Origin of the sequence: Pseudomonas sp. HMSC067G02, assembly GCF_001813485.1 — a bacterium.
Lineage (GTDB): Bacteria > Pseudomonadota > Gammaproteobacteria > Pseudomonadales > Pseudomonadaceae > Pseudomonas > Pseudomonas aeruginosa.
On the sequence record NZ_KV812700.1, the window covers coordinates 231521 to 255682 of the forward strand.

The 24162-nt window shown below is 66.3% G+C and carries 26 protein-coding genes and 2 pseudogenes; 8 read left to right on the top strand and 20 right to left on the bottom strand.

Annotated features, from left to right (window positions below):
* Positions 1-31: 31 nt before the first annotated feature.
* The 3 genes from HMPREF2914_RS22185 to HMPREF2914_RS22195 all read right to left on the bottom strand — a co-directional run bounded on the left by HMPREF2914_RS22185 (position 32) and on the right by HMPREF2914_RS22195 (position 4374).
* Positions 32-1090 carry an AI-2E family transporter gene (locus tag HMPREF2914_RS22185; protein ID WP_003090487.1) on the bottom strand — a complete coding sequence of 353 codons (1059 nt, stop codon included), beginning with the start codon at positions 1088-1090 and terminating at the stop codon, positions 32-34.
* A 159-nt stretch (positions 1091-1249) separates the two neighbouring features.
* Positions 1250-2935, bottom strand: a complete 1686-nt coding sequence (locus tag HMPREF2914_RS22190) for a methyl-accepting chemotaxis protein (protein ID WP_003138923.1) — start codon at positions 2933-2935, stop codon at positions 1250-1252.
* A gap of 113 nt (positions 2936-3048) precedes the next feature.
* Positions 3049-4374 carry a Na+/H+ antiporter family protein gene (locus HMPREF2914_RS22195; protein ID WP_003090489.1) on the bottom strand — a complete coding sequence of 442 codons (1326 nt, stop codon included), beginning with the start codon at positions 4372-4374 and terminating at the stop codon, positions 3049-3051.
* A gap of 477 nt (positions 4375-4851) precedes the next feature.
* Between HMPREF2914_RS22195 and HMPREF2914_RS33200 the strand changes: the two are divergent.
* Together HMPREF2914_RS33200 and HMPREF2914_RS33205 are read left to right on the top strand one after the other, a co-directional pair.
* Positions 4852-5919 (top strand): annotated as a pseudogene (locus tag HMPREF2914_RS33200) (HAMP domain-containing protein); the annotation flags it as partial.
* A gap of 321 nt (positions 5920-6240) precedes the next feature.
* Positions 6241-6777 (top strand): annotated as a pseudogene (locus HMPREF2914_RS33205) (methyl-accepting chemotaxis protein); the annotation flags it as partial.
* A 4-nt stretch (positions 6778-6781) separates the two neighbouring features.
* Here HMPREF2914_RS33205 and HMPREF2914_RS22205 read toward each other — a convergent pair.
* The 5 genes from HMPREF2914_RS22205 to HMPREF2914_RS22225 all read right to left on the bottom strand — a co-directional run bounded on the left by HMPREF2914_RS22205 (position 6782) and on the right by HMPREF2914_RS22225 (position 9808).
* Positions 6782-7090, bottom strand: coding sequence for a hypothetical protein (locus HMPREF2914_RS22205; RefSeq protein ID WP_009313999.1), 309 nt, complete (start codon positions 7088-7090; stop codon positions 6782-6784).
* A gap of 90 nt (positions 7091-7180) precedes the next feature.
* Positions 7181-8518, bottom strand: a complete 1338-nt coding sequence (gene carS / locus HMPREF2914_RS22210) for a two-component system sensor histidine kinase CarS (protein WP_009313997.1) — start codon at positions 8516-8518, stop codon at positions 7181-7183.
* Positions 8515-9186, bottom strand: a complete 672-nt coding sequence (gene carR / locus HMPREF2914_RS22215; RefSeq protein WP_003090494.1) for a two-component system response regulator CarR — start codon at positions 9184-9186, stop codon at positions 8515-8517. The genes carS and carR overlap by 4 nt, the downstream gene beginning before the upstream one ends.
* Complete coding sequence (locus HMPREF2914_RS22220; protein WP_003097704.1) at positions 9186-9500, bottom strand: PepSY domain-containing protein; 315 nt, start codon at positions 9498-9500, stop codon at positions 9186-9188. The genes carR and HMPREF2914_RS22220 overlap by 1 nt, the downstream gene beginning before the upstream one ends.
* Complete coding sequence (locus tag HMPREF2914_RS22225) at positions 9500-9808, bottom strand: PepSY domain-containing protein (protein ID WP_003090497.1); 309 nt, start codon at positions 9806-9808, stop codon at positions 9500-9502. Before HMPREF2914_RS22225 ends, HMPREF2914_RS22220 begins: the two co-directional genes overlap by 1 nt.
* Before the next feature lie 214 nt (positions 9809-10022).
* Between HMPREF2914_RS22225 and HMPREF2914_RS22230 the strand changes: the two genes are divergently transcribed.
* The 3 genes from HMPREF2914_RS22230 to HMPREF2914_RS31875 are packed head-to-tail and all read left to right on the top strand — an operon-like array spanning position 10023 to position 12275.
* The gene (locus HMPREF2914_RS22230; protein WP_003090498.1) at positions 10023-11105 is read left to right on the top strand and encodes a patatin-like phospholipase domain-containing protein; all 1083 of its coding nucleotides are present in this window, start codon (positions 10023-10025) and stop codon (positions 11103-11105) included.
* A 26-nt stretch (positions 11106-11131) separates the two neighbouring features.
* Complete coding sequence (locus tag HMPREF2914_RS22235; protein WP_003090499.1) at positions 11132-12025, top strand: hypothetical protein; 894 nt, start codon at positions 11132-11134, stop codon at positions 12023-12025.
* Positions 12009-12275, top strand: a complete 267-nt coding sequence (locus HMPREF2914_RS31875; protein ID WP_003090500.1) for a YfeK family protein — start codon at positions 12009-12011, stop codon at positions 12273-12275. Before HMPREF2914_RS22235 ends, HMPREF2914_RS31875 begins: the two co-directional genes overlap by 17 nt.
* Here the strand turns inward: HMPREF2914_RS31875 and HMPREF2914_RS22240 are convergent, their stop codons facing one another.
* From HMPREF2914_RS22240 to hmpA, 3 genes are read right to left on the bottom strand one after another with little or no spacing between them, the layout of a single operon-like run.
* The gene (locus tag HMPREF2914_RS22240; RefSeq protein ID WP_023091671.1) at positions 12276-13469 is read right to left on the bottom strand and encodes an NnrS family protein; all 1194 of its coding nucleotides are present in this window, start codon (positions 13467-13469) and stop codon (positions 12276-12278) included.
* A complete protein-coding gene (gene ppyR, locus HMPREF2914_RS22245; protein WP_003090502.1) occupies positions 13456-13713 on the bottom strand; it encodes a psl/pyoverdine operon transcriptional regulator PpyR in 258 nt (85 codons plus the stop codon). Before ppyR ends, HMPREF2914_RS22240 begins: the two co-directional genes overlap by 14 nt.
* Before the next feature lie 53 nt (positions 13714-13766).
* Positions 13767-14948 (bottom strand): NO-inducible flavohemoprotein, encoded by a 1182-nt coding sequence (gene hmpA, locus HMPREF2914_RS22250; RefSeq protein WP_023091670.1) that lies wholly within the window; start codon positions 14946-14948, stop codon positions 13767-13769.
* 154 nt (positions 14949-15102) lie between these two features.
* Here hmpA and norR point away from each other — a divergent pair, with 154 nt between their 5' ends.
* The 3 genes from norR to mvaU all read left to right on the top strand — a co-directional run bounded on the left by norR (position 15103) and on the right by mvaU (position 17774).
* Positions 15103-16656: a nitric oxide reductase transcriptional regulator NorR gene (gene norR / locus HMPREF2914_RS22255; RefSeq protein WP_023091669.1), complete on the top strand. Its 1554-nt coding sequence runs from the start codon at positions 15103-15105 to the stop codon at positions 16654-16656.
* A gap of 100 nt (positions 16657-16756) precedes the next feature.
* Complete coding sequence (gene queD / locus HMPREF2914_RS22260; protein WP_003090505.1) at positions 16757-17113, top strand: 6-carboxytetrahydropterin synthase QueD; 357 nt, start codon at positions 16757-16759, stop codon at positions 17111-17113.
* 307 nt (positions 17114-17420) lie between these two features.
* Positions 17421-17774: a histone-like nucleoid-structuring protein MvaU gene (gene mvaU / locus HMPREF2914_RS22265; protein ID WP_003090506.1), complete on the top strand. Its 354-nt coding sequence runs from the start codon at positions 17421-17423 to the stop codon at positions 17772-17774.
* A 75-nt stretch (positions 17775-17849) separates the two neighbouring features.
* On the opposite strand, the gene HMPREF2914_RS22270 is transcribed toward mvaU, so the two are convergent.
* The 9 genes from HMPREF2914_RS22270 to HMPREF2914_RS22310 form a co-directional block, all read right to left on the bottom strand.
* A complete protein-coding gene (locus HMPREF2914_RS22270) occupies positions 17850-18146 on the bottom strand; it encodes a VF_A0006 family four-cysteine protein (RefSeq protein ID WP_003097713.1) in 297 nt (98 codons plus the stop codon).
* A gap of 263 nt (positions 18147-18409) precedes the next feature.
* Positions 18410-18994, bottom strand: a complete 585-nt coding sequence (locus tag HMPREF2914_RS22275) for a GspMb/PilO family protein (RefSeq protein WP_003138910.1) — start codon at positions 18992-18994, stop codon at positions 18410-18412.
* On the bottom strand, positions 18994-19377 hold the full coding sequence (locus HMPREF2914_RS32785; protein ID WP_003162130.1) for a hypothetical protein: 384 nt from the start codon (positions 19375-19377) through the stop codon (positions 18994-18996). Before HMPREF2914_RS32785 ends, HMPREF2914_RS22275 begins: the two co-directional genes overlap by 1 nt.
* A gap of 646 nt (positions 19378-20023) precedes the next feature.
* A complete protein-coding gene (locus HMPREF2914_RS22285) occupies positions 20024-21103 on the bottom strand; it encodes a type II secretion system minor pseudopilin (protein ID WP_003138906.1) in 1080 nt (359 codons plus the stop codon).
* The gene (locus HMPREF2914_RS22290; protein ID WP_004350096.1) at positions 21093-21683 is read right to left on the bottom strand and encodes a PulJ/GspJ family protein; all 591 of its coding nucleotides are present in this window, start codon (positions 21681-21683) and stop codon (positions 21093-21095) included. The genes HMPREF2914_RS22285 and HMPREF2914_RS22290 overlap by 11 nt, the downstream gene beginning before the upstream one ends.
* Complete coding sequence (locus tag HMPREF2914_RS22295; protein WP_003110087.1) at positions 21680-22105, bottom strand: PulJ/GspJ family protein; 426 nt, start codon at positions 22103-22105, stop codon at positions 21680-21682. The genes HMPREF2914_RS22290 and HMPREF2914_RS22295 overlap by 4 nt, the downstream gene beginning before the upstream one ends.
* Positions 22105-22515: a type II secretion system protein gene (locus HMPREF2914_RS22300; protein WP_023981094.1), complete on the bottom strand. Its 411-nt coding sequence runs from the start codon at positions 22513-22515 to the stop codon at positions 22105-22107. Before HMPREF2914_RS22300 ends, HMPREF2914_RS22295 begins: the two co-directional genes overlap by 1 nt.
* Positions 22484-22918: a type II secretion system major pseudopilin GspG gene (gene gspG, locus HMPREF2914_RS22305; RefSeq protein WP_003090519.1), complete on the bottom strand. Its 435-nt coding sequence runs from the start codon at positions 22916-22918 to the stop codon at positions 22484-22486. The genes HMPREF2914_RS22300 and gspG overlap by 32 nt, the downstream gene beginning before the upstream one ends.
* A 53-nt stretch (positions 22919-22971) precedes the next feature.
* A complete protein-coding gene (locus HMPREF2914_RS22310; protein ID WP_003138899.1) occupies positions 22972-24159 on the bottom strand; it encodes a type II secretion system F family protein in 1188 nt (395 codons plus the stop codon).
* Positions 24160-24162: the final 3 nt, after the last annotated feature.

Below are 24162 nucleotides of genomic sequence, written 5' to 3' on the forward strand. Positions count from 1 at the left end.
ATTCGCGGGGCTTGTCTGCCACGGGCGCGACTCAGGCCTGTGGTTCTTCCTCGCGACCAGTGAACAGGTCCCAGCTGGCCATGAACAGCGCGGCGATCAGCGGGCCGATGACGAAGCCGTTGAGGCCGAACAGGGCCATGCCGCCGAGGGTGGAGATCAGCACCACGTAGTCCGGCATCTTGGTGTCCTTGCCGACCAGGATCGGGCGCAGGATGTTGTCCACCAGGCCGATCACCACCACGCAGAACAGGATCAGCACTACGCCCTGCCAGATCGCCCCGGTGAGCAGGAAATAGGCCGCCACCGGCGCCCAGATCAGCGCCGCGCCGATGGCCGGCAGCAGCGACAGGAAGGCCATCAGGGTGCCCCAGAGCAAGGCGCCCTCGATGCCCAGCACCCAGAAGATCAGGCCGCCGAGAGCGCCCTGGGTGGCAGCCACGGCGATGTTGCCCTTCACCGTGGCGCGGATCACCGTGGTGAACTTGGCGAACAGGTGGTGCTTGTGTTCCTGGCTCAGCGGCACCGCCTGCTTGATCCGCCGGCCGAGCACGCGACCGTCGCGAAGGAGGAAGAACAGCAGGTAGAGCATGATGCCGAAGCTGATGACGAAGTCGAGGGTGTTCTGGCCGATGCTGAACGCCTTGGTCGCCACCACCTGGCTGGCCTGCATCGCCACCGAGGAGAGCTTCTCCTGCAGGCTCGAGAGATTGGCCAGGTCGAAGCGCTCCAGCCACTGGTGCACCGATGGCGGCAAGGCGGCCACCGCCTGCTGCAGGTAGGCGGCGAAGTTCAGTTCGCCGGACTTGACCCGCTGGTAGACGCTCGCGCCTTCCTGCACCAGCGAACCGGCGATGAAGATCACCGGGATGATCACGATCAGCACGCAGATCAGCAGGGTGATCAGCGCGGCGAGGTTCTTCCGATCCCTCAGACGCACCTGCAGGCGGCGTTGCACCGGGGCGAAGATGATCGCCAGGATGGTGCCCCAGAACACCGCGCCGTAGAACGGCAGCAAGAGCCAGCCGAAGGCGAGCGTGACCACCGCCAGCAACAGGAGAAAAGTCCGGGATTCCAGTTTCGTGTCGAGCATGTCCAATCCATCTGGCAGTGGGAAGCAAAGCATTAGTCAGCCGGCGGAGGTGGATCGTTCACGACTGCCGGCCGACTCCGCCGAATAATGACAGGAAGGCTCTGTGGCGCACCACTGCCGGCTGGCTCTTTTGCCGGCAGCGGTCGCGCGGGGAAAGGGTCAGATGCGGAACTGACCGACCAGCCGGCCCAGGCCCTGGCCCAGTTGCGCCAGGCTGCGGGCGGTCTGCGCGCCCTGCTGGGCCTCGTCGGCGACGCTGTCCACCGCGCCGGCGATCTGGTGCACGCTGCGGTTGATCTCCTCGGCCACCGCGGTCTGTTCCTCGGCGGCGCTGGCGATCTGCGCGTTCATCGCGTTGATGGTGGCAATCAACTGGGCGATGGCGTCCAGCGAATCGCCGGCCTGGTTGGCCTGGTTGCTGGTGCCCTCGCCGGCCTCGCCGGAACGGCGCATGGCGTCGACCGCGGCGTTGGTGCCCTGCTGCAGGCGATCGATCATGCCCTGGATTTCCTGGGTGCTCTGCTGGGTGCGGCTGGCCAGCGCCCGCACTTCGTCGGCGACCACCGCGAAGCCACGTCCGGCCTCGCCGGCACGGGCCGCCTCGATGGCCGCGTTGAGCGCCAGCAGGTTAGTCTGTTCGGCAATGGAGCGGATCACCCCGAGCACGCTGACGATCGACTGCACGTCCTGTTGCAGGCTGTCCAGCGAGGAACCGCTGTCGCGGATCTCGTCCACCAGCGCGTGGATGCGCTCGATGCTGCCGTCCACCACGCGCTTGGCCGCCTGGCCTTCGTGGTCGGTCTGCTGCGCGGCCTCGGCGGCGCGCTGGGCGCTCTGCGCCACTTCATGGGCGGCGGCGGACATCTCGTTGATCGCGGTGGCGACCTGATCGGTCTCGTGGCGCTGGCGCTCCATGGCCTGCTCGGAACGCTCGGCCTGGGCCGACATCTGCTCCACCAGTTGCTTGAGGTCGCCGGTCATCCCGGCGATCTGCCGCACCAGACCGTGGATCTTCTCGACGAAGCGGTTGAAGGAACCGGCCAGCTCGCCCAGCTCGTCGTGGCTGGTCACCGGCAGGCGGCGGGTCAGGTCGCCCTCGCCGGCGGCGATGTCGTCGAGGTTCTGGCGGATCTGGTGCAGCGGACGCAGCATCGCGTTGGCCACCGCCAGGCCGATCACCAGCAGGACCACCAGGAGGACCCCGGCGATCGCCACGATGCTGGCGATCAGGGTGCCGATACGCTCGTCGATGGCTTGCTTGATCTCCACCAGTTGGGCCTCGACGCCGTCGAGGTTGATCGCCGAGCCGATCACCATGTCCCACTTCGGCAGGTACAGGGTGTACGACAGCTTCGGCACCATGACGCTTTCGTTACCTGGCAGCGGCGAGGTATAGGTCACGTAGTGGCTGCCGTTCTTGCCTGCCTCCACCAGTTCGCGGTTGAGGTAGACGCCGCTGGGATCGCGGCGGTCGCGGAAGCTCTTGCCGACGTCCACCGGGCTGTCGCCACGGAACAGGCGCACCACCTGGGAGTCGTAGCCGAAGATATAGCCGTCCTTGCCGTACTTGACCTTCGACAGGCGCGCAATGGCCTCGGCGCGGGCGTTCAGGTCGCCGTTGGCCGAGCGGTCGTACTCGGCCTGGATACTGCCCATGGCGATCTGCACATAGTGCTCGAGTTCGGCACGACGGTCGCCGAGCAGGCGCTCGCGGGTATCCTTGACTTCGGTATCAGCCTGTTTTTTCAGGATCAGCACCGCTCCGCCGCTGAGCACCAGGGCGAAGAGCAGCACCGGCACCATGGCCAGCAGGAGGACTTTGGATTTCAGGGTCAGACGCATCATCAACTCCTAGCATGACGCCCAATAAAAAACGGGATTCCCGTTTCATCGGCAATCCCGTCGGAAGCTTAAGCGGCCGGCCCGACATTCCGTCAGGCGACCGCCCGAAATGGGACTCAGAGCAACATCGCGGCGGCCCAGCCGAACACCAGCAACGGCAGGTTGTAGTGCAGGAAGGTCGGCACCACGGTGTCCCAGATGTGATTGTGCTGGCCGTCGACGTTGAGCCCGGAGGTCGGCCCGAGGGTCGAGTCCGACGCCGGAGAACCTGCATCCCCCAGCGCGCCGGCGGTGCCGACGATGCTGACGATGGCCAGCGGGCTGAAGCCCAGTTGCACCGCCAGCGGGACGAAGATCGCGGCGATGATCGGCACGGTGGAGAACGACGAGCCGATGCCCATGGTGACCAGCAGGCCGACCAGCAGCATCAGCATGGCGCCGACCGCCTTGCTGTTGCCGATCCAGGCCACCGAGGCGTCGACCAGGCTCTGCACCTCGCCGGTGGCCTTCATCACCTCGGCGAAACCGGCCGCGGCGATCATGATGAAACCGATGGTGGCCATCATCTTCATGCCTTCGGTGAACAGGTCGTCGGTCTCCTTCCAGCGCACCACGCCGGACAGCGAGAAGACCACGAAACCGACCAGCGCGCCGATGATCATCGAGTCCAGCCACAGCTGCACGACGAACGCGGCGACGATGGAGACCCCGGCCACCGCCAGGCTTTTCGGGCTATAGCTGACATCGACGCGTTCGGCCTGCTCGATCCGCTGCAAGTCGTAGACGCGCTTGCGGCGGTAGCTGAACAGCACCGCGATGAGCAACCCGGCGAGCATGCCCAGGGCCGGGATGAACATGGCGTGGGTGACGTTGATCCCGCTGACGTCGACGCCGTTGCGCGCCACGTTGGCCAGCAGGATTTCATTGAGGAAGATGTTGCCGAAGCCCACCGGCAGGAACATGTACGGGGTGATCAGGCCGAAGGTGATGACGCAGGCGATCAATCGCCGGTCGATCTGCAGCTTGCTCAGCACATAGAGCAGCGGCGGCACCAGCAGCGGGATGAAGGCGATGTGGATCGGCAGGATATTCTGCGAGGATACCGCCACGCAGAGCAGCAGGCCGACCAGGATCCACTTGAACGCACCGGCGCCCTTGCCCTGCTCGTCGTGCCGGCCGAGCAGCGCCAGGACCTTGTCGGCCAGCGCATGGGCCACGCCGGAGCGAGCGATGGCCACGGCGAAGGCGCCGAGCATGGCGTACGACAGGGCCACCGTGGCGCCGCCGCCGAGGCCGCCGTTGAAGGCCTTGAGAGTCCCCTCCAGGCCTAGGCCACCGAACAGTCCGCCGACCACCGCGCCGATGATCAGCGCCAGCACGACATGCACACGGCAAAGGCTGAGGACGAGCATCAGTGCGACCGCCAGCACCACTGCGTTCATCGTTGAACTCCTTGCAAATGAAACGAACCCGGCCGCCTGCGACCGAAAAAAGGGGCGTACTCTGCTACAGCCATCCCCGCCTGTCAAAGCCGCGCATGGGCGAATGTCGCCTGGCTATAAACCGTTGTGCACGGTTCTTGCGTGCGATTCGCCGCACGACGGCAATCCGGCGCCAGCGAACGAACCGTCGTCAAGAATGGGCGAGCCCTGCCGATAAGCCTTGGGCCCCCGCAGTTTCTTCGTACAAGGACCCCTCCCATGTTCCTTCGCCGCCTGTCCATCCAATGGAAGATCACCCTGCTGGCAGGCCTCTGCCTGCTCGGCGTGGTCGCCTTGCTGGTCGGCCTTTCGGTCTACCGCATGCAGCACAGCAGCGTACTGGTGAAAGGCGCCAGTACGCAGATGCTCGACGAATCGGCGCGCCTGCGCCTGGAAGCCCGCGGGGAATTGCAGGCGTTGCGCATCCAGCGCTATTTCATGGATGCCTTCCAGTACGGCAAGGGTTTCTCCCGGCAGATCCTGTTCCTCCGCGACCAGGCGCAGAAGCGCTTCCTCGACGCCTACGACCTGCGCGAAGACCTGACCCGCCAGGTGCGCACCGCGCTCGCCGCCAATCCCGAGGTGCTCGGCCTGTACGTGGTCTTCGAACCCAACGCACTGGACGGCAAGGACGAACTGTTCGTCGACCAGCCCGCCCTGGGCAGCAACGACAAGGGACGCTTCTCCCTGTACTGGGCGCAGGCCACGCCGGGACAGCTGGAGTCCGAGTCGATGGTCGAGTCCGAACTCGCCGACACCAGCAGCGGGCCCAGCGGCGCGGCCTACAACGCCTGGTACACCTGCCCGAAGGAAAGCGCTCAACCCTGCGTGCTCGATCCCTACTTCGACAAGGTCGGCGAGCGCCAACTGCTGATGACCAGCATCGCCTTCCCCCTCGAACTGGATGGCAAGGTGATCGGCGTGATGGGCCTGGACATCAACCTGAGCAATCTGCAGGCGCTCAGCGAACAGGGCAACCGCGAACTCTACGACGGCGTTGGCCAGGTCGGCATCCTCAGCCCGGCCGGGCTGTTCGCCGGCAACAGCCGCGACGCCGGCCTGCTCGGCAAGAACCTGGCCAAGGCGGATCCGCAGCACGCCGGCGAACTCCTGCAACTGCTGGCCGCCGGCAAGAGCCAATTGTTCAACGAGAACGACGACCTCAAGGTGCTGCAACCGTTGCAGCCGATTCCCGGCGCCAAGCCCTGGGGCGTGCTCCTCGAAGTGCCGAAGAGCGCCCTGCTCGGCCCGGCCCTGGCGCTGGAGCGGCAACTGGACGACATGCGCCGCGAAGGCACCTGGGTCGAACTGGGCCTCGGCCTCGGCGCCGCGGTGCTCGGCCTGCTGGTGCTGTGGCTGACCGCCCGCGGCGTAACCCGGCCGATCCTCGGCGTCGCCCACATGCTGCGCGACATCGCCAGCGGCGAAGGCGACCTGACCCAGCGTCTGCCGCACACCGGGCGCGACGAGCTGGGCGAACTGGCCGGTTGGTTCAACCGTTTCCTCGACAAGCTGCAGCCGATCATCCGCGACGTGAAGGTCTCGGTGCGCGATGCGCGCAGTACCGCCGACCAGTCGGCGGCGATTTCCAGCCAGACCAGCGCCGGCATGCAGCAGCAGTTCCGCGAGATCGACCAGGTCGCCACCGCATCCCACGAGATGACCGCCACTGCCCAGGACGTCGCCCGTAGCGCCGCCCAGGCCGCCGACGCCGCGCGCGGTGCCGACCAGGCGACCCGCGACGGCCTGGCGCTGATCGACCGCACCACCCAGGGCATCGACAGCCTGGCCGCCAACCTGACCAGCGCCATGGGCCAGGTCGAGCAACTGGCCAGCAGCAGCGAGGAAATCGGTTCGGTGCTGGAAGTGATCCGCGCCATCGCCGAGCAGACCAACCTGCTGGCGCTCAACGCGGCCATCGAGGCGGCCCGCGCCGGCGACGCCGGCCGCGGCTTCGCGGTGGTCGCCGACGAAGTGCGCAACCTCGCCCGGCGCACCCAGGACTCGGTGGAACAGATCCGCGGGGTGATCGAAGGCCTGCAACAGGGCACCCGCGACGTGGTCGACGCCATGCACGGCAGCCATCGCCAGGCCCAAGGCAGCGTCGAGCAGGTGGATGAAGCGGTGGCCGCGCTGCAACGGATCGGCGAGGCGGTGACGGTGATCAACGACATGAATCTACAGATCGCCAGCGCCGCCGAGGAACAGAGCTCGGTAGCCGAGGAGATCAACCGCAATGTCGCGGCGATCCGCGACGTCACCGAGTCGCTGTCGAGCCAGGCCGAGGAATCGGCCCAGGTCAGTCAGTCGCTGAACCGCCTGGCCAACCACCAGCAGGGCCTGATGGAACAGTTCAAGGCCTGACCGTTCACGGCCTGAATAGCGCCGGGGGGCCGTAGGTCCCCCAGATCGCCAGGCGGGCCAGCGAGCGCAGCCAGCCACGCAGACGCGCCGGGGCTCCCGTCTCGGCCACCTTCGCTGCCGCTGTCCCGGCCTGTCGCGGCTCGCCGCGCTCGCTGCGCAACGCGTTTTCCACGGCCTGCTCGTAGCGAGCCTGCGCGGGTAACCGCGGCGACCGCCCCTCCTCTCGCTGTCCACTGGACTCGCCCAACAGGAACACCAGCACCGGCAGCATCAGCGCCCAGCGCCAGCGGCCCGTACCCGTCCGCCGTTTCATCGTCCAAGACCTCCTTGCAAGAAGCCCGGGATGCTAGGGAAAGCGCAGGAGGAAATCTTGCCGGGACTGTCGGCAAATGGTGAAGAACTGTTAAGCCCTGGCGGCGCGGCCGCTCTTCTGCAACGACAACTCGATGCTCACTCGCAGGCCGCCCAGCGGGCTGTCTTCGAGACTCAGGCGGCCACCGCAGGCCTCGGCGATGTCGCGCGCGATGCCCAGGCCCAGGCCATGGCCGCTGACCTGTTCGTCGAGCCGGGTACCCCGCTCGAGCACCGCCTGGCGCTGGTCGGGGAGGATGCCGGGGCCGTCATCGTCGACCTTCAGGCGGACCATGCCCTCGCCCTGCGCGACAGTCAGGCGGACTTCGCTATCGGCCCACTTGCAGGCGTTGTCCAGCAGATTGCCGAGCATCTCCAGCAGGTCCTCGCGGTCCCATGGCAGGCGCAGCCCCGGTGGCGCGCTCCAGCTCACCCGCAGGTGCGGGCCGTGGATCAGGCGCAGGGTGTCGCACAGCGACGGCAACTCCTCGGCGCAATCGAAATGTGCGCCAGGCAGCGCTTCGCCGACCAGGCGCGCCTTGCCCAACTCGCGACCGAGGCGCTGCTGGATCTGTTCCAGCTGTTCGCGCAGGACCTGTTGCAACTCCGGCTGGCGCGCCATCTCCTCGCGCTCGGCGAGGCTGACCAGCACCGCCAGCGGCGTCTTCAGGGCGTGACCGAGGTTGCCCAGGGCGTTGCGCGAACGCTTCAGGGTCTCCTCGGTGTGCGCCAGCAGGTGGTTGATCTGCTCCACCAGCGGCTCCAGCTCCTCGGGAGCCTGGTTGTCCAGTTGGCTACGCTGGCCCTGCTGCAGCTGGGCGATCTGCAGGCGCACCTCCTCCAGCGGACGCAGCGAACGACGCACGGTCAGGCGCTGCAACAGCAATACCAGGAGCAGCGCCAGGGCGCCGGCGCCCAGACCCATCCACTGCACGCGGGCGAAGCTTTCCAGGATCGGCGTATAGTCCTGCGCCACCACGATCCGCAGCTTCTGGCCCATGCGCTTGTAGTGGCCGCGGAACACCAGCAGTCGCTGCTCCTCGGGCCCATCGACCAGGCCCTGCACCAGCCCTTTCTTGTGCGGCACCTCCAGCTCGCTGTCCCACAGGGAGCGTGAGCGCCAGGTGTCCTTTTCCAGCTCGATGACGAAATAGCGCCCGGAATACGGGCGCTGGAACGCCGGGTTGAGGCGTTGCTCGTCCAGTTGCATGCCGTTCGGCCCGCGCACCATGGCCACCAGCAGGTTCTCCGCCTCCTCGCGCAGGTTGCCGGCGAAATAGCGCCGCAGGCCCTGGTCGAACAGCCACAGGCCGGTCTGCGCGAGGACCAGCCCGACCACCAGCAGCACCGCGAACAGGCCGACGCTCAGGCGCCGCTGGATCGACCTCATCCGGCGGCCACCCCGGCGTAGCGGTAGCCCTGGCCACGGCGGGTCTCGATCACCTCGCGGCCGAGCTTGCGCCGCAAGTGGTTGACGTGGACCTCGATGACATTGGAATCGCGTTCGGTCTCGCCGTCGTACAGATGCTCGGCCAGGTGCCCCTTGGACAGGACCTGGCCGGGGTGCAGCATGAAATAGCGCAGCAGGCGGAATTCGGCGGCGGTCAGGTCGACGTCGGCGCCGTTCAGGCACACGCACTGGCGCTGCTCGTCCAGGCGCAGCCCAGCGGCCTCCAGCTGGCTCTGGTTGGCCAGCCCATGGGCGCGGCGCAACAGGGCCTGGATGCGCAAGGCCAACTCTTCCGGATGGAACGGCTTGGTCAGGTAGTCGTCGGCACCGGCCTTGAGGCCATCGATGCGTTCGGCCCAGGAACCGCGCGCGGTGAGGATCAGCACCGGAGTCGCGAGTCCCAGCCCACGCCACTCCTGGAGTATCTCCAGGCCGGGGCGCCCGGGCAGGCCGAGGTCGAGGATGATCAGGTCGTAGGGCTCGCTGGCGCCCTGCACCGCCGCGTCGCGGCCGTCGGCCAGCCAGTCCACCGCGTAGCCCTGGCGGGTCAGGCTGGCCATCAGTTCGTCGGCCAGGGGAACGTGATCCTCAACCAGCAGCAACCGCATCAGTCGTCTTCCTCGTCCTTCAGGATGCGGCCGTTGCGGGCATCCAGTTCCAGTTCACGCACGACGCCGTCGCGGGTGAGCAGTTCCACCTCGTAGACATAGACGTCGTCTTCCTCTTCCAGCTCGACCTCCAGCAGGCGCGCCCCGGGGTAACGCCCCAGGGCTTCCTGCATGAGGGATTCGAGCGGCTGTATCACACCGTCCTGGCGCAGGCGCAGGACCTCGTCCTGGTCCAGGTCGCGCGCCATCGCCTCGAGGCTGATGACCGCCAGGACCAGTGCGACGATCCCGGCGTAGCGCATGAGCCACTTCATCAGTCGTCCTGGTGGTCCTTGAGCACGGCGCCGGTAGCGGCATCCAGCTCCAGGTCCCACTTCACGCCCTGCGGGTCGCGCAACTCGACCTGGTAGATGTAGCGGCCGTATTCCTCTTCCAGCTCGGTATCGTGGACGCTCGAGCCGGGATGCTTGGCGATGGCGTTCTTGTTCAGCTCTTCGAAGGACTTGATGGTCCCGGCGTCACGCAGCTTCAGCGCCTCGTCCGGGCCGAGGTCGCGGGCCTGGGCCAGGCCGGCAGTCAGGGCGATGGCGGTGGCGGCGAACAGGGCAGTCAGTTTCTTCATGGGAATCTCTCCGTGGGAATCAATCGTGTTGCTTTCGACGGTTTGCAGATTAACCGGGCGCTCTTAATTGAAGCTGAATTTGCCGCAAGGACATGGCCGGGGCGCGCCATAGGGTAACGGAAAGCCTCTGCGATGGGGCTCGCCGGCGTTCGAAAGCGCTTGGTCCTGCGACAACTCGTCCTATAATCGCCGGTCCGCAAGGGAGAAGACCAGCATGCCAGCCATCCAGATCAAGTCCCCCGCACTGACCCTCAAGGCCGGTCGCCGCGCCCTCGCCCGCATCCGCGAGCGCGGCCTGCAGCCGACCGACGTCGGCATCGTCCCCGGTGCCGCCGGCGGGCCAAAGGCGCTGGGCATCCAGGGACTGGACCTGGCGATCTTCGGCGAGTGGCTGCCGCGCGCCCCGCGCGAACGCTCGCTGATCGGCGCCTCCATCGGTTCCTGGCGCTTCGCCAGCGCCTGCCTGCCCGACGCCGTGGCCGGCCTCACCCGCCTCGGCGAGCTGTACACCCGGCAGCGTTTTCCCAAAGGCGTGAGCATCGCCGAAGTCTCGCGCAAGTGCGCGGCGATGCTCGACGACCTGCTCGCCGGCCAGGACGCGCGGATCCTCGACAACCCGCTGTACCGCCTCAACGTGGTGGTGGTGAAGAGCCACGGGCGCCTCGCCCACGACCACAAGGCCAGCCTCGGCCTGGGGCTGTCCTCGGTGATCCGCGACAACCTGATCGGCCGCCGCCACCTGCACCGCCACTTCGAACGGGTGATCCTGCATGACGCCCGCCAGGCGCCGCCGCTGGCCACGCTGACCGACTTCCCGTCGCGCTACCTGCACCTGGACGGCGGCAACCTGCGCCAGGCGCTGCTCGCCTCCGGCTCGATCCCGATGGTCATGGAAGGCGTCCGCGACCTGCCTGGCGCCGGCCCCGGCACCTACCGCGACGGCGGCCTGCTCGACTACCATCTCGACCTGCCCTACGAGGACCGCGGCGTGGTGCTCTACCCGCACTTCACCGACAAGGTGATCCCCGGCTGGTTCGACAAGGGCTTGCCCTGGCGCCGTGGCGACGCCGGGCGCCTGCAGGACGTGCTGCTGCTGGCGCCGTCGCGCGAGTACCTGGCGCGCCTGCCGCACGCCAAGCTGCCGGACCGCAAGGACTTCACCCGCTACCTCGGCGACGACGACGGCCGCGAGCGCTACTGGCGCCAGGCGATGGCGGAAAGCCGCAGGCTCGGCGACGAATTCCTCGAACTGGTCGACGGCGGCCGGCTCGGCGAACGCCTGCAAGCGCTGGACTGAGCCGCCACCGACGAGAAGGATCCTGCATGAAACTGGCCGTAGCGCTGATCCACGGCATCGGCGACCAGCCCGATAGCCGCGACGAGGACGGTCTGCACAGCTACGCCCGCGAACTGGTGGCGGCGCTGCGCCGACGTCTCGGCGCGGAAGCCGGCGAGGTGGCCTTCCAGAGCCTGTACTGGGCCAGCGTGCTGGACGCCCGCGAGCTGGACTACCTCAAGCGCATCGAGCGCGAGCCGCTGGGCTGGCGCTGGCTGCGCCGGGCGGTGACGCTGTTCCTCGGCGACGCCAGCGGCTACCGCAAGGTCAGCGCCGCCTACGACACCACCTACCAGCAGGTCCACCAGCACGTGCGCAGCGGGATCATGGCCCTGCGCGCGAAGGTCGGGCCGCAGACGCCGCTGGTGATCCTCGCCCACTCCCTGGGCGGGCACATCGTATCCAACTTCATCTGGGACCAGCAGAAACTCAACCGCACGCCGAGTTGCTCGATCGACCCCTTCCTCGGCCTGGAAACCCTGGCCGGGCTGGTCACCTTCGGTTGCAACATCCCGCTGTTCACCTTCGCCTACGAGAAGGTCTGTCCGATCCGCTTTCCCGGCCACTGCCTGCCCCCGGCCATCCGCCAGCAGGCACGCTGGCTGAACGTCTACGCGCCGGCCGATCCGCTCGGGTATCCGCTGCGGCCGTTGCAGAACTACACCGCGGTCGTCCACGAGGACCTCGCCCTGCCGGTCGGTCCCTGGTACAAGCGGCACACCCCGTTGAGCCACATGGAGTACTGGAACGATGCGCGCTTTCACGATTACCTGGCGGACTACCTGCGCCGCCTGTTGGCTGCTGGCCTCGAGCCTGCCGGCGCTGGCCGCGCCCTCCCCGCAGGCGAGCCAGGAGATCGGCCGCTTGCTGAGCTTTGTTGAAGACAGCGGCTGCACCTTCATCCGCAACGGCAGCGAATACCCGGCCGCGGAAGCCCGCGCCCACCTGCAGAAGAAGCTCGACTACCTGGAGCGCAAGGATCTGGTCGCCAGCAGCGAGGACTTCATCGAGCGCGCCGCGACCCAGAGCAGCCTCAGCGGCAAGCCCTACCAGGTGCGCTGCGCCGGGCAGACGCGCAACTCCGCCGACTGGCTGAACCAGGAGCTGCGGCGTCTGCGGCAAGCCCCCTGATCAACCGGGATGGCCGTCGACCCGCGGACGACACAGCATCGGCGCGTAGCACCAGGCGAATAGCAGGAACGCCATCGCCCACAGTCCGCCTGCCAGGGGCAGCGCCCAGTTCGCCGGCAACAGGCTGGGCAGGAACACCCGCGCCGCGCAGCCGAGATTGAGCAGGGCGAAAGCCCAGGGCATCGCTGCCGGCGGTTGCAGCGCGCGACCGGTATGGCCGAGAGTGACCCGTGCCAGCATCGCCAGGATCAACCCGCCCATGCCGCCCACCGCCAGCGCGTGCAGCGCCTGGCTCGGCGCCAGCGCCAGGCCCAGGCTCCAGAGCGCCATGCCGAGCGGCGCCACGGCGATCCAGAAATACGCCAGGTGCAGTGACCAGAGCAACGGCACCTGCCAGATGCCGCGATCGCGCCAACGCCACAGGCGCCACAGTTGCGCACCGCCGAGGGCGGCGAACAGTCCTGCAAGCCAGGGCGTCGGCTGCGCCGTGACGCCCGCGGCGGTGAGCAGCGCCACCAGCACGCAGCCCAGCAGGATGCCATTGTCCAGCCAGGCGATCGCCGGCACCTGCTGCTGACGGCCGAGACCGCGCTGGGTGAAGAACGGGATCACCCGCCCGCCGATCAGGTTCATCATTCCGGCGATCAGCCATAGCGCGGCGATGGAGGCACGCCGTTGCCAGTCGTCGTTGCCCTCGAACAGGCCGAGCAGGACCAGGGCGTCGGCCAGGGTCAACAGCAGCAACAGGCCCACCACCGGGTAATTGCGCCTCTGCCGCACCCGCCACAGGCTGCGACCGATAGCCCAGGCCAATAGCGGCAGGAAGCTCAGTTGCAGCACCAGCAGCAGCGCCAGCGGCGCATCGAATAGCCAGGCCAGGCGCGCCGCCAGCCAGAGCCCGGCGAGCAGGGCCAGGGGTTTGCCCTGCAGGCCGGGTACGCCGGTCCAGGTCTGCACGGCGGTCAACAGGAAGCCGGCGATGATCGCCACACCGAAACCGAAGAGCATTTCGTGACGATGCCAGGCCAGCCAGCCTCCGACCGGTTGCCAGCCGCTCCAGAGCCCGGCCAGCGCCGCCAGCCAGAGCGCGATGGCGAGCACCGCGAACAGCGCGCCGCCGAGGAAGAACGGGCGGAAGCCCAGGCGCCAGATCGGCGGTATGGCCATCAGCCTGGAACGATCAAGCACTTGCACAGCAGACCTCCCAACCGGGTCGACGCATGCGGAACAGCGCGCTCAGGCGCATCACGTAGCCAATCTTCAACAGGGTCGGGCCGAGGATCACCAGCGCATGGGAAAACACCAGCGCCGGCATGTTCAGGTAGCGGTCGAGGAAATAGGCGGCGATCACGCCGGCGACGAGCAGCGCCAGGCCGGCCGCCAGCAGCCCGTGACCGATCCGCAGCACCCGCCGTGGACAATCGAACAGAGCGTTCATCTCGATCTCCTTTTTCCGAAAAGGGCCGACGCACCTCGCGCCGGCCCGTCGCTTCAGGCGTCCAGCGCGGCGGCCGGACCGAAGAACTCGTAGTGGCATTGCTGCGAGGGTACGCCGAGGTCGGCCAGGTGGCGCTTGACCTGCGCCATGAAAGGCCGGGGTCCGAGGAAGTAGGCGTCCAGGTCGCGCTCCTGCGGCAACCAGTCGGCCAGTTTCTCGCGGCTCAGCAATCCCTCGGCGTCGGCACTGTCGCCGGCGCGCGGTTCGCTATAGCAGAAGAAGTGCTCGACCTGCTCGTGCTGCGCCGACACGTCTTCGATCCAGTCGCGGAAGGCATGCACGCCGCCATGCCGGGCGCAATGGATGAAGCGGATCGGCCGCGCCTGCGGCAGCGCTTCCTGCAACATGGCCAGGGCCGGGGTGATGCCGACGCCGGCGGTGATCAGCACCAGCGGCTTGTCGCTGTCACGCAGGACGAAATCGCCAGCCGGCGGAAACAGATCCAGCTCGTCGCCCTCGGCGACCCGGTCATGCAGGTGATTGGAGACCCGTCCACCCGCCTCGCGCTTGACGCTGATGCGGTATTCGCGGCCGTTGCTGGCAGCGGAAAGCGAATAGTTGCGGCGCACTTCCTCGCCGTCGATGTCCAGCCGCAGGCCGATGTACTGTCCCGGCTGGAACGCCAGCAGCGGCTGGCCGTCCACCGGCTCCAGGTAGAACGAGGTGATTTCCTCGCTCTCCGCCTGCTTGCGTGCCACGTGAAAGCGCCGCACGCCGCGCCAGCCGCCATCGGCCTGGGCGCTGGCGGCATACACCGACTCCTCGGCCTCGATCAGCAGGTCGGCCAGTTGCTGGTAGGCCGCGCCCCAGGCTTCGAGGACTTCGTCGGTGGCGATCTGTTCGCCGAGGACCTCGCGGATCGCCCGCAACAGGCAAGTGCCGACGATCGGATAGTGTTCGGGCAACACCTGCAGGGAGACATGCTTGTTCACCACCTTGGCCACCAGCGGGCCGAGTTCCTGCAACTGGTCGATGTGCCTGGCGTACATCAGCACGCCATTGGCCAGCGCCCGCGGCTGGTCGCCGCTGGCCTGGTGGGCCTGGTTGAACAGCGGGCGAACCTCGGGGTACTCGCCGAGCATGGTGCGGTAGAAATGGGTGATCAGCGCTTCACCGCCGGTCTCCAACAGCGGTACGGTGGCTTTGATGAGGGCACGTTGGGCATTGGACAACATAGATGACTCCTGACGCATGCAAGGTTTTGTTTCACCTCGAAGCATTTCAGGAAGCGTGCCAAGGCAAACTACCAGAATTCACGGGCCTTGCAGGCCGGCATAGGTCATAATGACTGCAACCATTCAGAGTCATTAGGACTGCAAAGAGGTCGAAATGACCACCAATCCCTTGCTTGCCACCCTGATCCCGCTGGTTGCCGACCTGTCCCGCGACCTGCCGGAAGACGAACGCTACCGCCGCCTGCTCCAGGCCCTGCGCGACCTGCTGCCCTGCGACGCCACCGCGCTGCTGCGCCTGGACGGCGAATACCTGATCCCGCTGGCGGTGGACGGCCTCAGCCCGGACACCCTCGGCCGGCGCTTCCGGGTCGGCGAACATCCGCGCCTCGAGGCTCTCCTGGAGCGCCGCGGGCCGACCCGCTTCCCCGCCGACTGCGGCCTGCCCGATCCCTACGACGGTCTGGTGGAAGGCCTCCACGGCCACCTGGAAATCCATGATTGCCTGGGCTGTCCGCTGTACCTCGACGACCAGCCCTGGGGCTTGCTGACCCTGGATACCCTCGATCCGTCGCGCTTCGCCAGCGCCGACCTGGATACCCTGGAGGCCTTCGCCAGCCTCGCCGCCGCCACGGTCAAGGCCAGCGAGCGGATGCGCGACCTGACCCGCCGCGCCGAGGACGAGCACCAGCGCGCCGAGGCCTATCTCGAAGCCGCTGGCGAGCGGCCACGGGAAATGATCGGCCAGAGCGCCGCGCACAAGGCGCTGCTGGAAGAAATCCGCCTGGTCGCCAACAGCGACCTGAGCGTACTGATCACCGGCGAGACCGGGGTCGGCAAGGAACTGGTGGCGCAATCCATCCACCGGCATTCCATGCGCAGCGGCAAGCCGATGATCAGTCTCAACTGCGCCGCGCTGCCCGAGACCCTGGTGGAAAGCGAATTGTTCGGCCATGTGCGCGGCGCCTTCTCCGGCGCGGTCAACGAACGGCGCGGCAAGTTCGAACTGGCCGACGGCGGCAGCCTGTTCCTCGACGAGGTCGGCGAGTTGCCGCTGGCGGTGCAGGCCAAGCTGCTCCGCGTGCTGCAGAGCGGGCAGTTGCAGCGGGTCGGCTCCGATCGCGAGCACCGCGTCGACGTACGCCTGATCGCAGCCACCAACCGCGACCTGGCCGAGGAAGTACGTGCCGGGCGCTTCCGCGCCGATCTCTACCATCGCCTCAGCGTCTATCCCTTGCGCGTGCCGCCGCTGCGCGAGCGCGGCCGCGATATCCTCCTGCTGGCCGGCTACTTCCTCGAGGAAAACCGACCGCGCCTGGGACTGCGCAGCCTGCGCCTGGACCACGAGGCCCAGGCCGCGCTCCTCGACTATCGCTGGCCGGGCAACGTGCGCGAACTCGAGCACCTGGTCGGCCGCGCCTCGCTCAAGGCCCTCGGCCACAATCCGGAGTGGTCGCGGATCGTCACCCTGCATCGGCAGGATCTCGACCTGCCCGCGGAAACCCCCGCGCCACCTCGCAGCGTGGTCGAGCCCGCGCCCGCCGCGCCAACGACCGGTCACTCGTTGCGCGCGGCCACCGACGCCTACCAACGCCACCTGATCCAGGACTGCCTGGCCCGTCACCAGGGAAGCTGGGCCTCGGCTGCACGCGAGCTGGGCCTGGATCGCGCCAACCTGGCGCGCCTGGCGCGCCGCCTGCAACTCAGGTGAACGACCGCCCGGTCGGAGCAGACCGGGTCCGGCGCGCAAACCTGCTACCATGGCGCCCCCATTCCGGTTGTCCGATAACCCCGATCCAGAGCGCACTACAGTGGAACTCTTCAAAGAATTCACCTTCGAATCCGCCCATCGCCTGCCCCACGTCCCCGAAGGCCACAAATGCGGGCGCCTGCACGGCCACTCGTTCCGTGTCGCCATCCACATCGAAGGCGAGGTCGATCCGCATACCGGCTGGATCCGCGACTTCGCGGAAATCAAGGCGATCTTCAAGCCGATCTACGAGCAACTCGACCACAATTATCTGAACGATATTCCAGGCTTGGAAAACCCCACCAGCGAAAACCTCTGCCGCTGGATCTGGCAACAACTCAAGCCGCTGTTGCCGGAACTCTCCAAGGTCCGCGTCCACGAAACTTGCACCAGCGGTTGCGAATATCGGGGCGATTGATTCGCCCGACTCTCCCCTGGCGCTTCGCCATCTGCTCTAAAACGGGCTTCCACACAACGGGCCCGTTCTGCCATCTCTCTCCCATGGGTTGTACGAAGCATTATCCCCACGGACATAAAGGTTTCATATTCTTCCGGGAAACATCCGGCAAGCTGTCCCCACAGTCCGTTAGTCAATAAAACCGTGCAACTATATTGTTCTTCCAGTAGATAAAGACTTATCCTTTGCCGCGGACACGGAAAGTCCGTAAAGCCACTATAAATGCACCAAAACCCAGCACCATATTTTTAGAACGGGAGTGAAACGAATGTCCAAACTTGCCGAGTTCCGCGAGGCAGAGCGCAAACTTCAGGAGCAACTGGCCCTGCTGGAAAAGCTGAAAAGCGACAGCAGCCTGAAGCAGGAACTGGAATTCAAGGACAAGTTGCAGGCGTTGATGGACAAGTACGGCATGACCCTGCACAACATCATCGCCATCCTCGACCCCAAGGCTCCGGTCACCGTCAGCGCCGCTCCGCAGCGCCGTGCCCGCGCCCTGAAAGTCTACAAGAACCCGAACAACGGTGAAGTCGTCGAAACCAAGGGCGGCAACCACAAGGTTCTGAAAGCCTGGAAAGAACAGTACGGTTCCGAAACCGTCGAATCCTGGCTGCAACGCTAAGCCGGTTTTCCCGACGGCATCCTGCCGATGCCGTCGGAAACCCCACTGGCTACTTTCGCTCCCCTCCTCGCCAGATCAATTCTGCGACTTCGATTCGCAAGCGCTCCTGATCTTCTGCGCCGCCAGGTTGTTCTCCACCCCCGGCAGGTTCTCCAGCAGACACTCGTAATAAGCCTTTTCCCGCGACAGCAGGAAGGAGCCGTCGTTATACAACTTGTCGCAGGCCTGGGTGATGAAGTGAACCGCCACCCCGCTCTTCGCCGTGCGTTGGTAGTCGAGTATGCATTGGTCGTAGTCCTTGTCGTCGGCGAGAGCGGAAAGCGGGAATAACAGCAGCAGGGGCAGCAGGAACTTCATGGCAATGGTATCCATGGGAAAGTTGTGCTCCAGCATGGACGAGCCGGCTCGGAGTGCCAAGCCGACCATGAAGTAAAATTTTGCACTTGTTTACAGGCCGGACCAGACTGGCCGTTCTTCGCTGCGCGAATGCGACAATGGCGGGCCGGAGAGCCGAATCGCAGGCGTCCCGAGCGGATTCGGTTTCCCGGCCGCCTGGCGGCAACTCGCTCCATCGAAGGGCACCGCCCTCCGCCGAACTCTTCCAGCAAACGGGTGCTGCCCGATCCGCATCCGCTTCAATAGGCCGCTACGAACAGGAACGACAATTGTAGATTGAGCATGGGCGACGACATATTGTTCAGTTCCAGAAACTCCACCGATACTTGCCGCTGCTCCGCTTCTATATCCTGCAACAACCGACTGAACGAGGCTGGCTGCAACTGCCCGCGAACCTGGGCCTCGATACGCGCGATCGTCCCTTGCTTCTCGAAGCCGCGAGGAAGCAGTACGCTCACTTCCGCGTCAGGGACGCCCGCCAGGCGAACCCGCTCGGTCAGCCAGGCCTGCACATCGGCCCTCGCCTGCGACGCATTCGGCGCCTGCCAGAAGCGCTCTCGCTGAAGGTTCAGTACCTGCTCTGCCTGCATCGCCCGCTCCGGCCAGGCGGTCTGCCGGGAAACGTCCTGGAGCTTGAGCCATTCCCCGGCCAGACGACGATATTCCTCCCCTCGTTCCTCCCTCCAATCCATGCTGAGCATGACCAGATGCACAACCAGCAGCAGGCACAGGCTCCAGATGGCCATGCGCAAGAGTGGTTTTTCCTGCCATTGTCGTTGCAGGTTCCGCCCCTGGAACTGCAGTGATCGCTGGAAGTCCGACATCAGGCACCCTCCCCCGGCGTACGCAGGACCAGGCTCAGCGATAGCCCCTCGCTCTGCGAAGGTTCCACCCTGACATCTTCGAAACTCCCCGACTCCATGAAACGCCTCACATAGAGACGCGGGTCGACACTGTCGGTGCCAATCCGCAACTCCAGCTCGGAGCCTCGATAGCGCCAGGCGAGCAACCGACTGTCCTTCGGCAACAGTTCCGCTACCTGTCCCAGCAGCGCCACCTGCGAGCGATGCTGCAAAGCGCGCCCCAGCTCCGTGGCCATCCGATTGGTCTGCAAGGCCTGGTTGCGTGCGCTGAGGATCGGCGAGACCTGGCCGCTCAGCTGGTCGTACTGCGTTCGCAGCGCACGCTCGGCCCACCACCAGGACAAACCTTCCCCCAGATTGAATCCGCATCCCAGCAACAGGGTGGCTATGAGCCCATGCGGCAACCAACGCTCCCATCGCAGCAGCGTTGCTTCCGCCGCCGGAACGGCCCAGGGACGGCCCAGCGCTTCCCCAGGCTCGGCAACCAGGCTCTCCGGAATGCGTATTCCCGCCAGCCCCCGGAGCAACCGAACCCATTGTTCTGGCTGGGGTGGGCTGGGAAAGAAATGGCTCAGGACAAGGCAGTCATCTCTCCAGACCTGCAGATCCAGCCCGGAGCGAACCCGAAGCAGCCGAACCGTCTCGCCTTCCGCGACCGACCGAGGGGGAGCCTGCAGGAGGGATTCGGGGATACAGCGATAACGCCGAGGTTGGTCGACGCAGTCTTCGGCAACGGCCTCCCGGACCTCCTCATCCCAGAACCAGACCAGAGCATGGCCACCCCGCCAGGCTACGTAATGGCCTGCGCGGCGAAAAGGCGCCAGGGCGGCAAGCTTCAACGCCAGTGCCTGATACCGGTCAGAGCGCGGCACATGATTGAGATCGAGACAGCGATAGACACACCACGCCCGATCCACGATCCACTGCGCTGGGGCGCGCCGCGCCAACCCTGTACCTCTACGTACCCACTCAAGCTGCGCCCGGCCATCCTTACCACGGCCTTGCCACAAGCGGGGCGGCAAGAACCCCGGGGGCGATATCGGGATGCAGCGGAGGATTCGAGTAGCGATCATTTATCTTCACGGACCTCTTCGAGAGAAGCTGCCAGGGTGGCAGCAGGCGGTGCTCTGAGTTGAAGCGGACCTCGTATTCCGTCCCCTGCTCGGCTCCTGGCGGGTAGAGCCGAATCGACAGGACCGGACTGGCCAGGCGCGCCCAGCCATCCTCGGGAACCAGCCTCGCATGCCCCCCGAGGACGTCATGCAGGTCCGACATCCGGGTGAACGGACGCTGCCAGCGGGCTTGCAGCAGTCGGCCGACAGCGTCCTCCGGTAGTCCCCAGGCAAGAGACAGGATTCGGGCATCCGCGGTGTTGATGTTCAGCGCCGCCTCGTCCGCCGCAACCAGATCGCGCCAACCGGCGTCGAGCAAATGCGCTTCCCAGGGGCGCCAGGCCTCCAGCCGGAAGACTTCCATCACCGAGCGCAACGGACGGCGCCGGGCCTGGCCCGGAGAGGACCTGTCGCTGGCTTGCGCGGCGCTACCCAGTCGTGGAGCGGCGCCGGGATAGAGATAGCTGAACCATTGGGCGACCATGACCTGCACCTGCTCGGCGGGAACCCCCAACCCCGCCAGCAGCCTGGACAGTACCCGCGGATCGATGCCGGAAAGACTGAGGCGCGCGGAGCGATCGAGCAGCGCAATGCACCAGCCATTGGCCATGCAGAACTCCCGGCCATCCAGAGGCAGCTCCCCGCCAATGGGCAGGATCGAAGTGTCCATGTCCACCTTGCTCGGCGCGGCGCCAGCATTTCCCGGTACGCTCAGGCCCGCGACGGTATAGCGCTGGGTAGCCACCAGCCATTGGACCCGCGCCAGCAAGGCATGCTCCTCCAGCTCACGAAGCAGCGCCTTGCGCCGGTTTTCCGTGGCATCCAGCGAGCGCCCGACCCAGAGTACAGCGGCACTGGCCAGCAGGGTCATGATGGCCAGGAACCAGACCACTCCGACCAGAACGAAGCCAGACGAGCGGGCAGACGCCGCATGTCGGCATGCGCCATCAGAAATCATGTTCGGCGGGCCTCGCTCTGGGCAGCGCGACCGCGACAAGGACAAACAGGCGCTCCTCGGGAGCCGTCAGTGCCATCGCCTCGGGAAGGGTATCGGCCAGTTGCGCGCTCGGCGGCCAGTCCCGGAGCCACTGGCCGTGACCGTCCAGATAGCGGAAGCGAGCTTCGCCGCGCAGATGCAGGAGGGGCCAGCGACTGTCCTCCAGCCTTCGCACATAGATCAACTCGGTCCGGTCCTCTCCTGCCCGCCGCTCGAGCCGGAAGGCCAAGGGCGTCGGGATGCCCGCACGGCGATCCAGGGCCGCGGCAGACATGGCCTCGAAACTGAGTTCGTCCCCTCGCAAACGCCAGCGGACCTCGCCAGCCTCGGGAGCGACCAGGTTCTCCACCGCATCACGGAACCAATCGAAGGTCAGCGCCCGGACCTGTCCGCGCCCCAGGTTCTGGTGCAAGGACTGGTTGGCCTTGCTGGCATAGCTCAACCCTTGCATGAGCAACGTGCCGATGAAGGAAACGACCAGCAGCACCACGATCATCTCGAGCAGGGTGAATGCACCCTGTTTTCGTCGCGAGCGGATCATGGTCCATCACCCAGTCGCGCTGGGATGACCACGTAACCGGGAAGCTCCAGTTGCAGCGTCTGCGGCGTTCCATCGCCGGCCCGGATGCTGGCGACGACCCTGAACAAGGTCACGTCGTAGATGCCCGGACTGCCGCTATGGCGGCCCACCGCCGCTTTCGATGCGGACAGTGGCGAACTTCGCCACTCCAGCCGGTAATGCCCCAGCCGGACCCTGCCTGCGGGTTCGAGCGCAGGGTTCATGCGCTCCAGATAGGCCATCGCCACCCGGGCCGTCTCGATGCGCAGCTCGGCCGCCTCGACCCGCTGCATGCTCCGAAAGGCACTGTTGAGCCAGGCGAAAAGCGCACCGCCGACCACTGCCAGAAGCGTCAGCGCAACCACCGCCTCCAGGAGCGTGAAGCCTTCCTGCCGCGCCGGCATCAGCGGATCGTCCCGGGCGCGCAGAGGGGGGGCTGAAGCAGCAGCGTATGTGTCGCGCGCCCATGATGGACCTGCAACTTTCCGCCCAGGCAAACTCCGTTTGCCATGTAACGTATCGGCGGCCGAGCAGTAACCGTCCAGCCATCGGGCAGTCGCAGCAACTGCTCGGGAACCGCCCCGCTCTCATCAATGAGCAGCTCCCGCCCGTCGCTGCGCACGCGATAGCCCAGGGTCTGTAATTGATTGAACAGATCGTCCAGCGCGGTCCTGCGCGCCCAGGTCTCCTGCATCCTCACCAGGCCGGGCAACGCCACCGCAGCAATGGCCCCGACGAACACCAGCACTATCAGCAGTTCGAGCAAGGTGAACGCGGCCTGGTCAACGTTTGGGCGCGTAACCGACATCGGCATCCAGGCCTTTCCCACCGGGCTGCCCATCCGCGCCCTGGCTGTAGAGAGTGAAGGGTTGTTCGGCACTCGGCCTGTCGCTGTACAGGTAAGGCCGGTTCCAGGGGTCCAGCGGTACGCCGCCCTCGAGGTAGGGCCCGTGCCAGAAGGCCCCGAGACGTTCATCGGAAGGCGGCGTGTTGAGTAGCGCCAGGCCTTCTTCTTCGGTCGGCAGCCGGCCGATGTCCAGGCGCATGGTGAGCAACGCGCCCTTGAGCATCTTCACCTGGGTATCCGCCGTCTGCGCCTTCGCCTTGTCGGCCTGACTGAACAGTCGCGGCCCGACGAGCCCCATCAGCATGCCGATAATCACCAACACCACAATCATCTCGAGCAGGGTGAAGCCCTGTTGTGCAGCTCTGTTCATACGGTTTCCACTTCACGTCTCATCCAACCAGCCGCGGCATCGATACCCGGCATTCAAAGCACCATGTCGTTGGCGCTGGTAATCGCCAGTACCACGCCGGTAATGATCAGGCCGAACACAGAGCCGATCAGCAGGATCGCCAGAGGCTCGATCAGCACCAGGGCCTTTTTCATTCGCGCCTGCCCGGCCTCTCCATAGAGCGTCGCCAGGCTCTGCAGCATCTCCGCGAGCTGCCCGGAGGCCTCTCCAACCCGCACCAGGCTCGAACCGATGGACGTGACCGCCTGGCGCTCCTCCAACGCTGCCGACAAGGCGATGCCGGCCCGCACATCCTGGGTGACTCGCTCCAGGGTCCGGCGCTGCCGGGCAATGCGGACGCCAGCGGCGGAAAGCGCCAGGGCCTCCACCAGCGGCACACGATTTCCCAGCAGGGTTCCAAGCACCTTCGACCATTGCGCTATTTCCGCCTGCATCAACCATTCCCCGACTACGGGCAGGCGCACCAACTGGTCGAGCGCATGGGCGCGGAGCGCCGGATTGCGCAGCGCCACGGCAATGCCGCCAGCAAGCAGCAGGACGGCGAACGCCAGCAAGCCGGAACTCTCGTTGCTCCATACCCCGATGCTCAGCACTGCCCAGGCAAGCCACGGAAGCTGGGCGGTCTCGTTCAGGAGATTGGCGAATTTCGGAACGACGAAGACGAACAGGGTCGCCACGGCGAGCACCCCGCTGAGCACCAGAATCGCAGGGTAGATCAGCGCCCCTTGCAACTCGGCGCGGGTTCGCCGTTCGTATTCCATCTGCGTGGCACAGTCCCTCAGGGCTCCTGCGAGGTTTCCGGTCATCTCGCCGGCCGCCACCAGTTGATATACATAGCGCGGCAGGTCGAGGCCGGCGCTCTCCAGCACCACGGGAAAGGACTGCCCCTGGCGCAGACCATTGGCCATCGCCTGCAGGGCGGAAATCAACTTCGGGTGGCGCGCGCCTCGCTCCTGGGCCTCCACCGCGTCGGCCATGCTCACTCCCGCCGCGAGCATGGTGGCCAGCTCGTGGATGGCCATGTTCAATTCCTCGGCCTTGAGCCGACGTCGCGAGCCCAGGTTGCGGCGTTTCACCTCCAGGCTGAGCGGGGTGAGCCCCTGGCGCTGCAACTGCCGCAGCGCATCCTGGCGCGTGGGGAGGCAGAGTTCGCCACGAACGCGCCTGCCCTTGCGATCGACGGCTTGGTAGATGAAATTCATGGG

What these genes read in the sequence shown, in the direction of transcription:
- gspG (WP_003090519.1), bottom strand. Translation starts at nt 22,918, where the DNA reads ATGAACAGAGCTGCACAACAGGGCTTCACCCTGCTCGAGATGATTGTG.
- HMPREF2914_RS22235 (WP_003090499.1), top strand. Translation starts at nt 11,132, where the DNA reads ATGAAACTGGCCGTAGCGCTGATCCACGGCATCGGCGACCAGCCCGAT.
- carS (WP_009313997.1), bottom strand. Translation starts at nt 8,518, where the DNA reads ATGAGGTCGATCCAGCGGCGCCTGAGCGTCGGCCTGTTCGCGGTGCTG.
- HMPREF2914_RS22295 (WP_003110087.1), bottom strand. Translation starts at nt 22,105, where the DNA reads ATGCCGGCGCGGCAGGAAGGCTTCACGCTCCTGGAGGCGGTGGTTGCG.
- mvaU (WP_003090506.1), top strand. Translation starts at nt 17,421, where the DNA reads ATGTCCAAACTTGCCGAGTTCCGCGAGGCAGAGCGCAAACTTCAGGAG.
- carR (WP_003090494.1), bottom strand. Translation starts at nt 9,186, where the DNA reads ATGCGGTTGCTGCTGGTTGAGGATCACGTTCCCCTGGCCGACGAACTG.
- hmpA (WP_023091670.1), bottom strand. Translation starts at nt 14,948, where the DNA reads ATGTTGTCCAATGCCCAACGTGCCCTCATCAAAGCCACCGTACCGCTG.
- HMPREF2914_RS22205 (WP_009313999.1), bottom strand. Translation starts at nt 7,090, where the DNA reads ATGAAACGGCGGACGGGTACGGGCCGCTGGCGCTGGGCGCTGATGCTG.
- HMPREF2914_RS22270 (WP_003097713.1), bottom strand. Translation starts at nt 18,146, where the DNA reads ATGGATACCATTGCCATGAAGTTCCTGCTGCCCCTGCTGCTGTTATTC.
- HMPREF2914_RS22310 (WP_003138899.1), bottom strand. Translation starts at nt 24,159, where the DNA reads ATGAATTTCATCTACCAAGCCGTCGATCGCAAGGGCAGGCGCGTTCGT.
- HMPREF2914_RS22220 (WP_003097704.1), bottom strand. Translation starts at nt 9,500, where the DNA reads ATGAAGTGGCTCATGCGCTACGCCGGGATCGTCGCACTGGTCCTGGCG.
- HMPREF2914_RS22230 (WP_003090498.1), top strand. Translation starts at nt 10,023, where the DNA reads ATGCCAGCCATCCAGATCAAGTCCCCCGCACTGACCCTCAAGGCCGGT.
- HMPREF2914_RS22225 (WP_003090497.1), bottom strand. Translation starts at nt 9,808, where the DNA reads ATGAAGAAACTGACTGCCCTGTTCGCCGCCACCGCCATCGCCCTGACT.
- HMPREF2914_RS22300 (WP_023981094.1), bottom strand. Translation starts at nt 22,515, where the DNA reads ATGCCGATGTCGGTTACGCGCCCAAACGTTGACCAGGCCGCGTTCACC.
- HMPREF2914_RS22275 (WP_003138910.1), bottom strand. Translation starts at nt 18,994, where the DNA reads ATGTCGGACTTCCAGCGATCACTGCAGTTCCAGGGGCGGAACCTGCAA.
- ppyR (WP_003090502.1), bottom strand. Translation starts at nt 13,713, where the DNA reads ATGAACGCTCTGTTCGATTGTCCACGGCGGGTGCTGCGGATCGGTCAC.
- HMPREF2914_RS22195 (WP_003090489.1), bottom strand. Translation starts at nt 4,374, where the DNA reads ATGAACGCAGTGGTGCTGGCGGTCGCACTGATGCTCGTCCTCAGCCTT.
- HMPREF2914_RS22190 (WP_003138923.1), bottom strand. Translation starts at nt 2,935, where the DNA reads ATGATGCGTCTGACCCTGAAATCCAAAGTCCTCCTGCTGGCCATGGTG.
- HMPREF2914_RS22285 (WP_003138906.1), bottom strand. Translation starts at nt 21,103, where the DNA reads ATGATTTCTGATGGCGCATGCCGACATGCGGCGTCTGCCCGCTCGTCT.
- HMPREF2914_RS22185 (WP_003090487.1), bottom strand. Translation starts at nt 1,090, where the DNA reads ATGCTCGACACGAAACTGGAATCCCGGACTTTTCTCCTGTTGCTGGCG.
- HMPREF2914_RS22290 (WP_004350096.1), bottom strand. Translation starts at nt 21,683, where the DNA reads ATGATCCGCTCGCGACGAAAACAGGGTGCATTCACCCTGCTCGAGATG.
- norR (WP_023091669.1), top strand. Translation starts at nt 15,103, where the DNA reads ATGACCACCAATCCCTTGCTTGCCACCCTGATCCCGCTGGTTGCCGAC.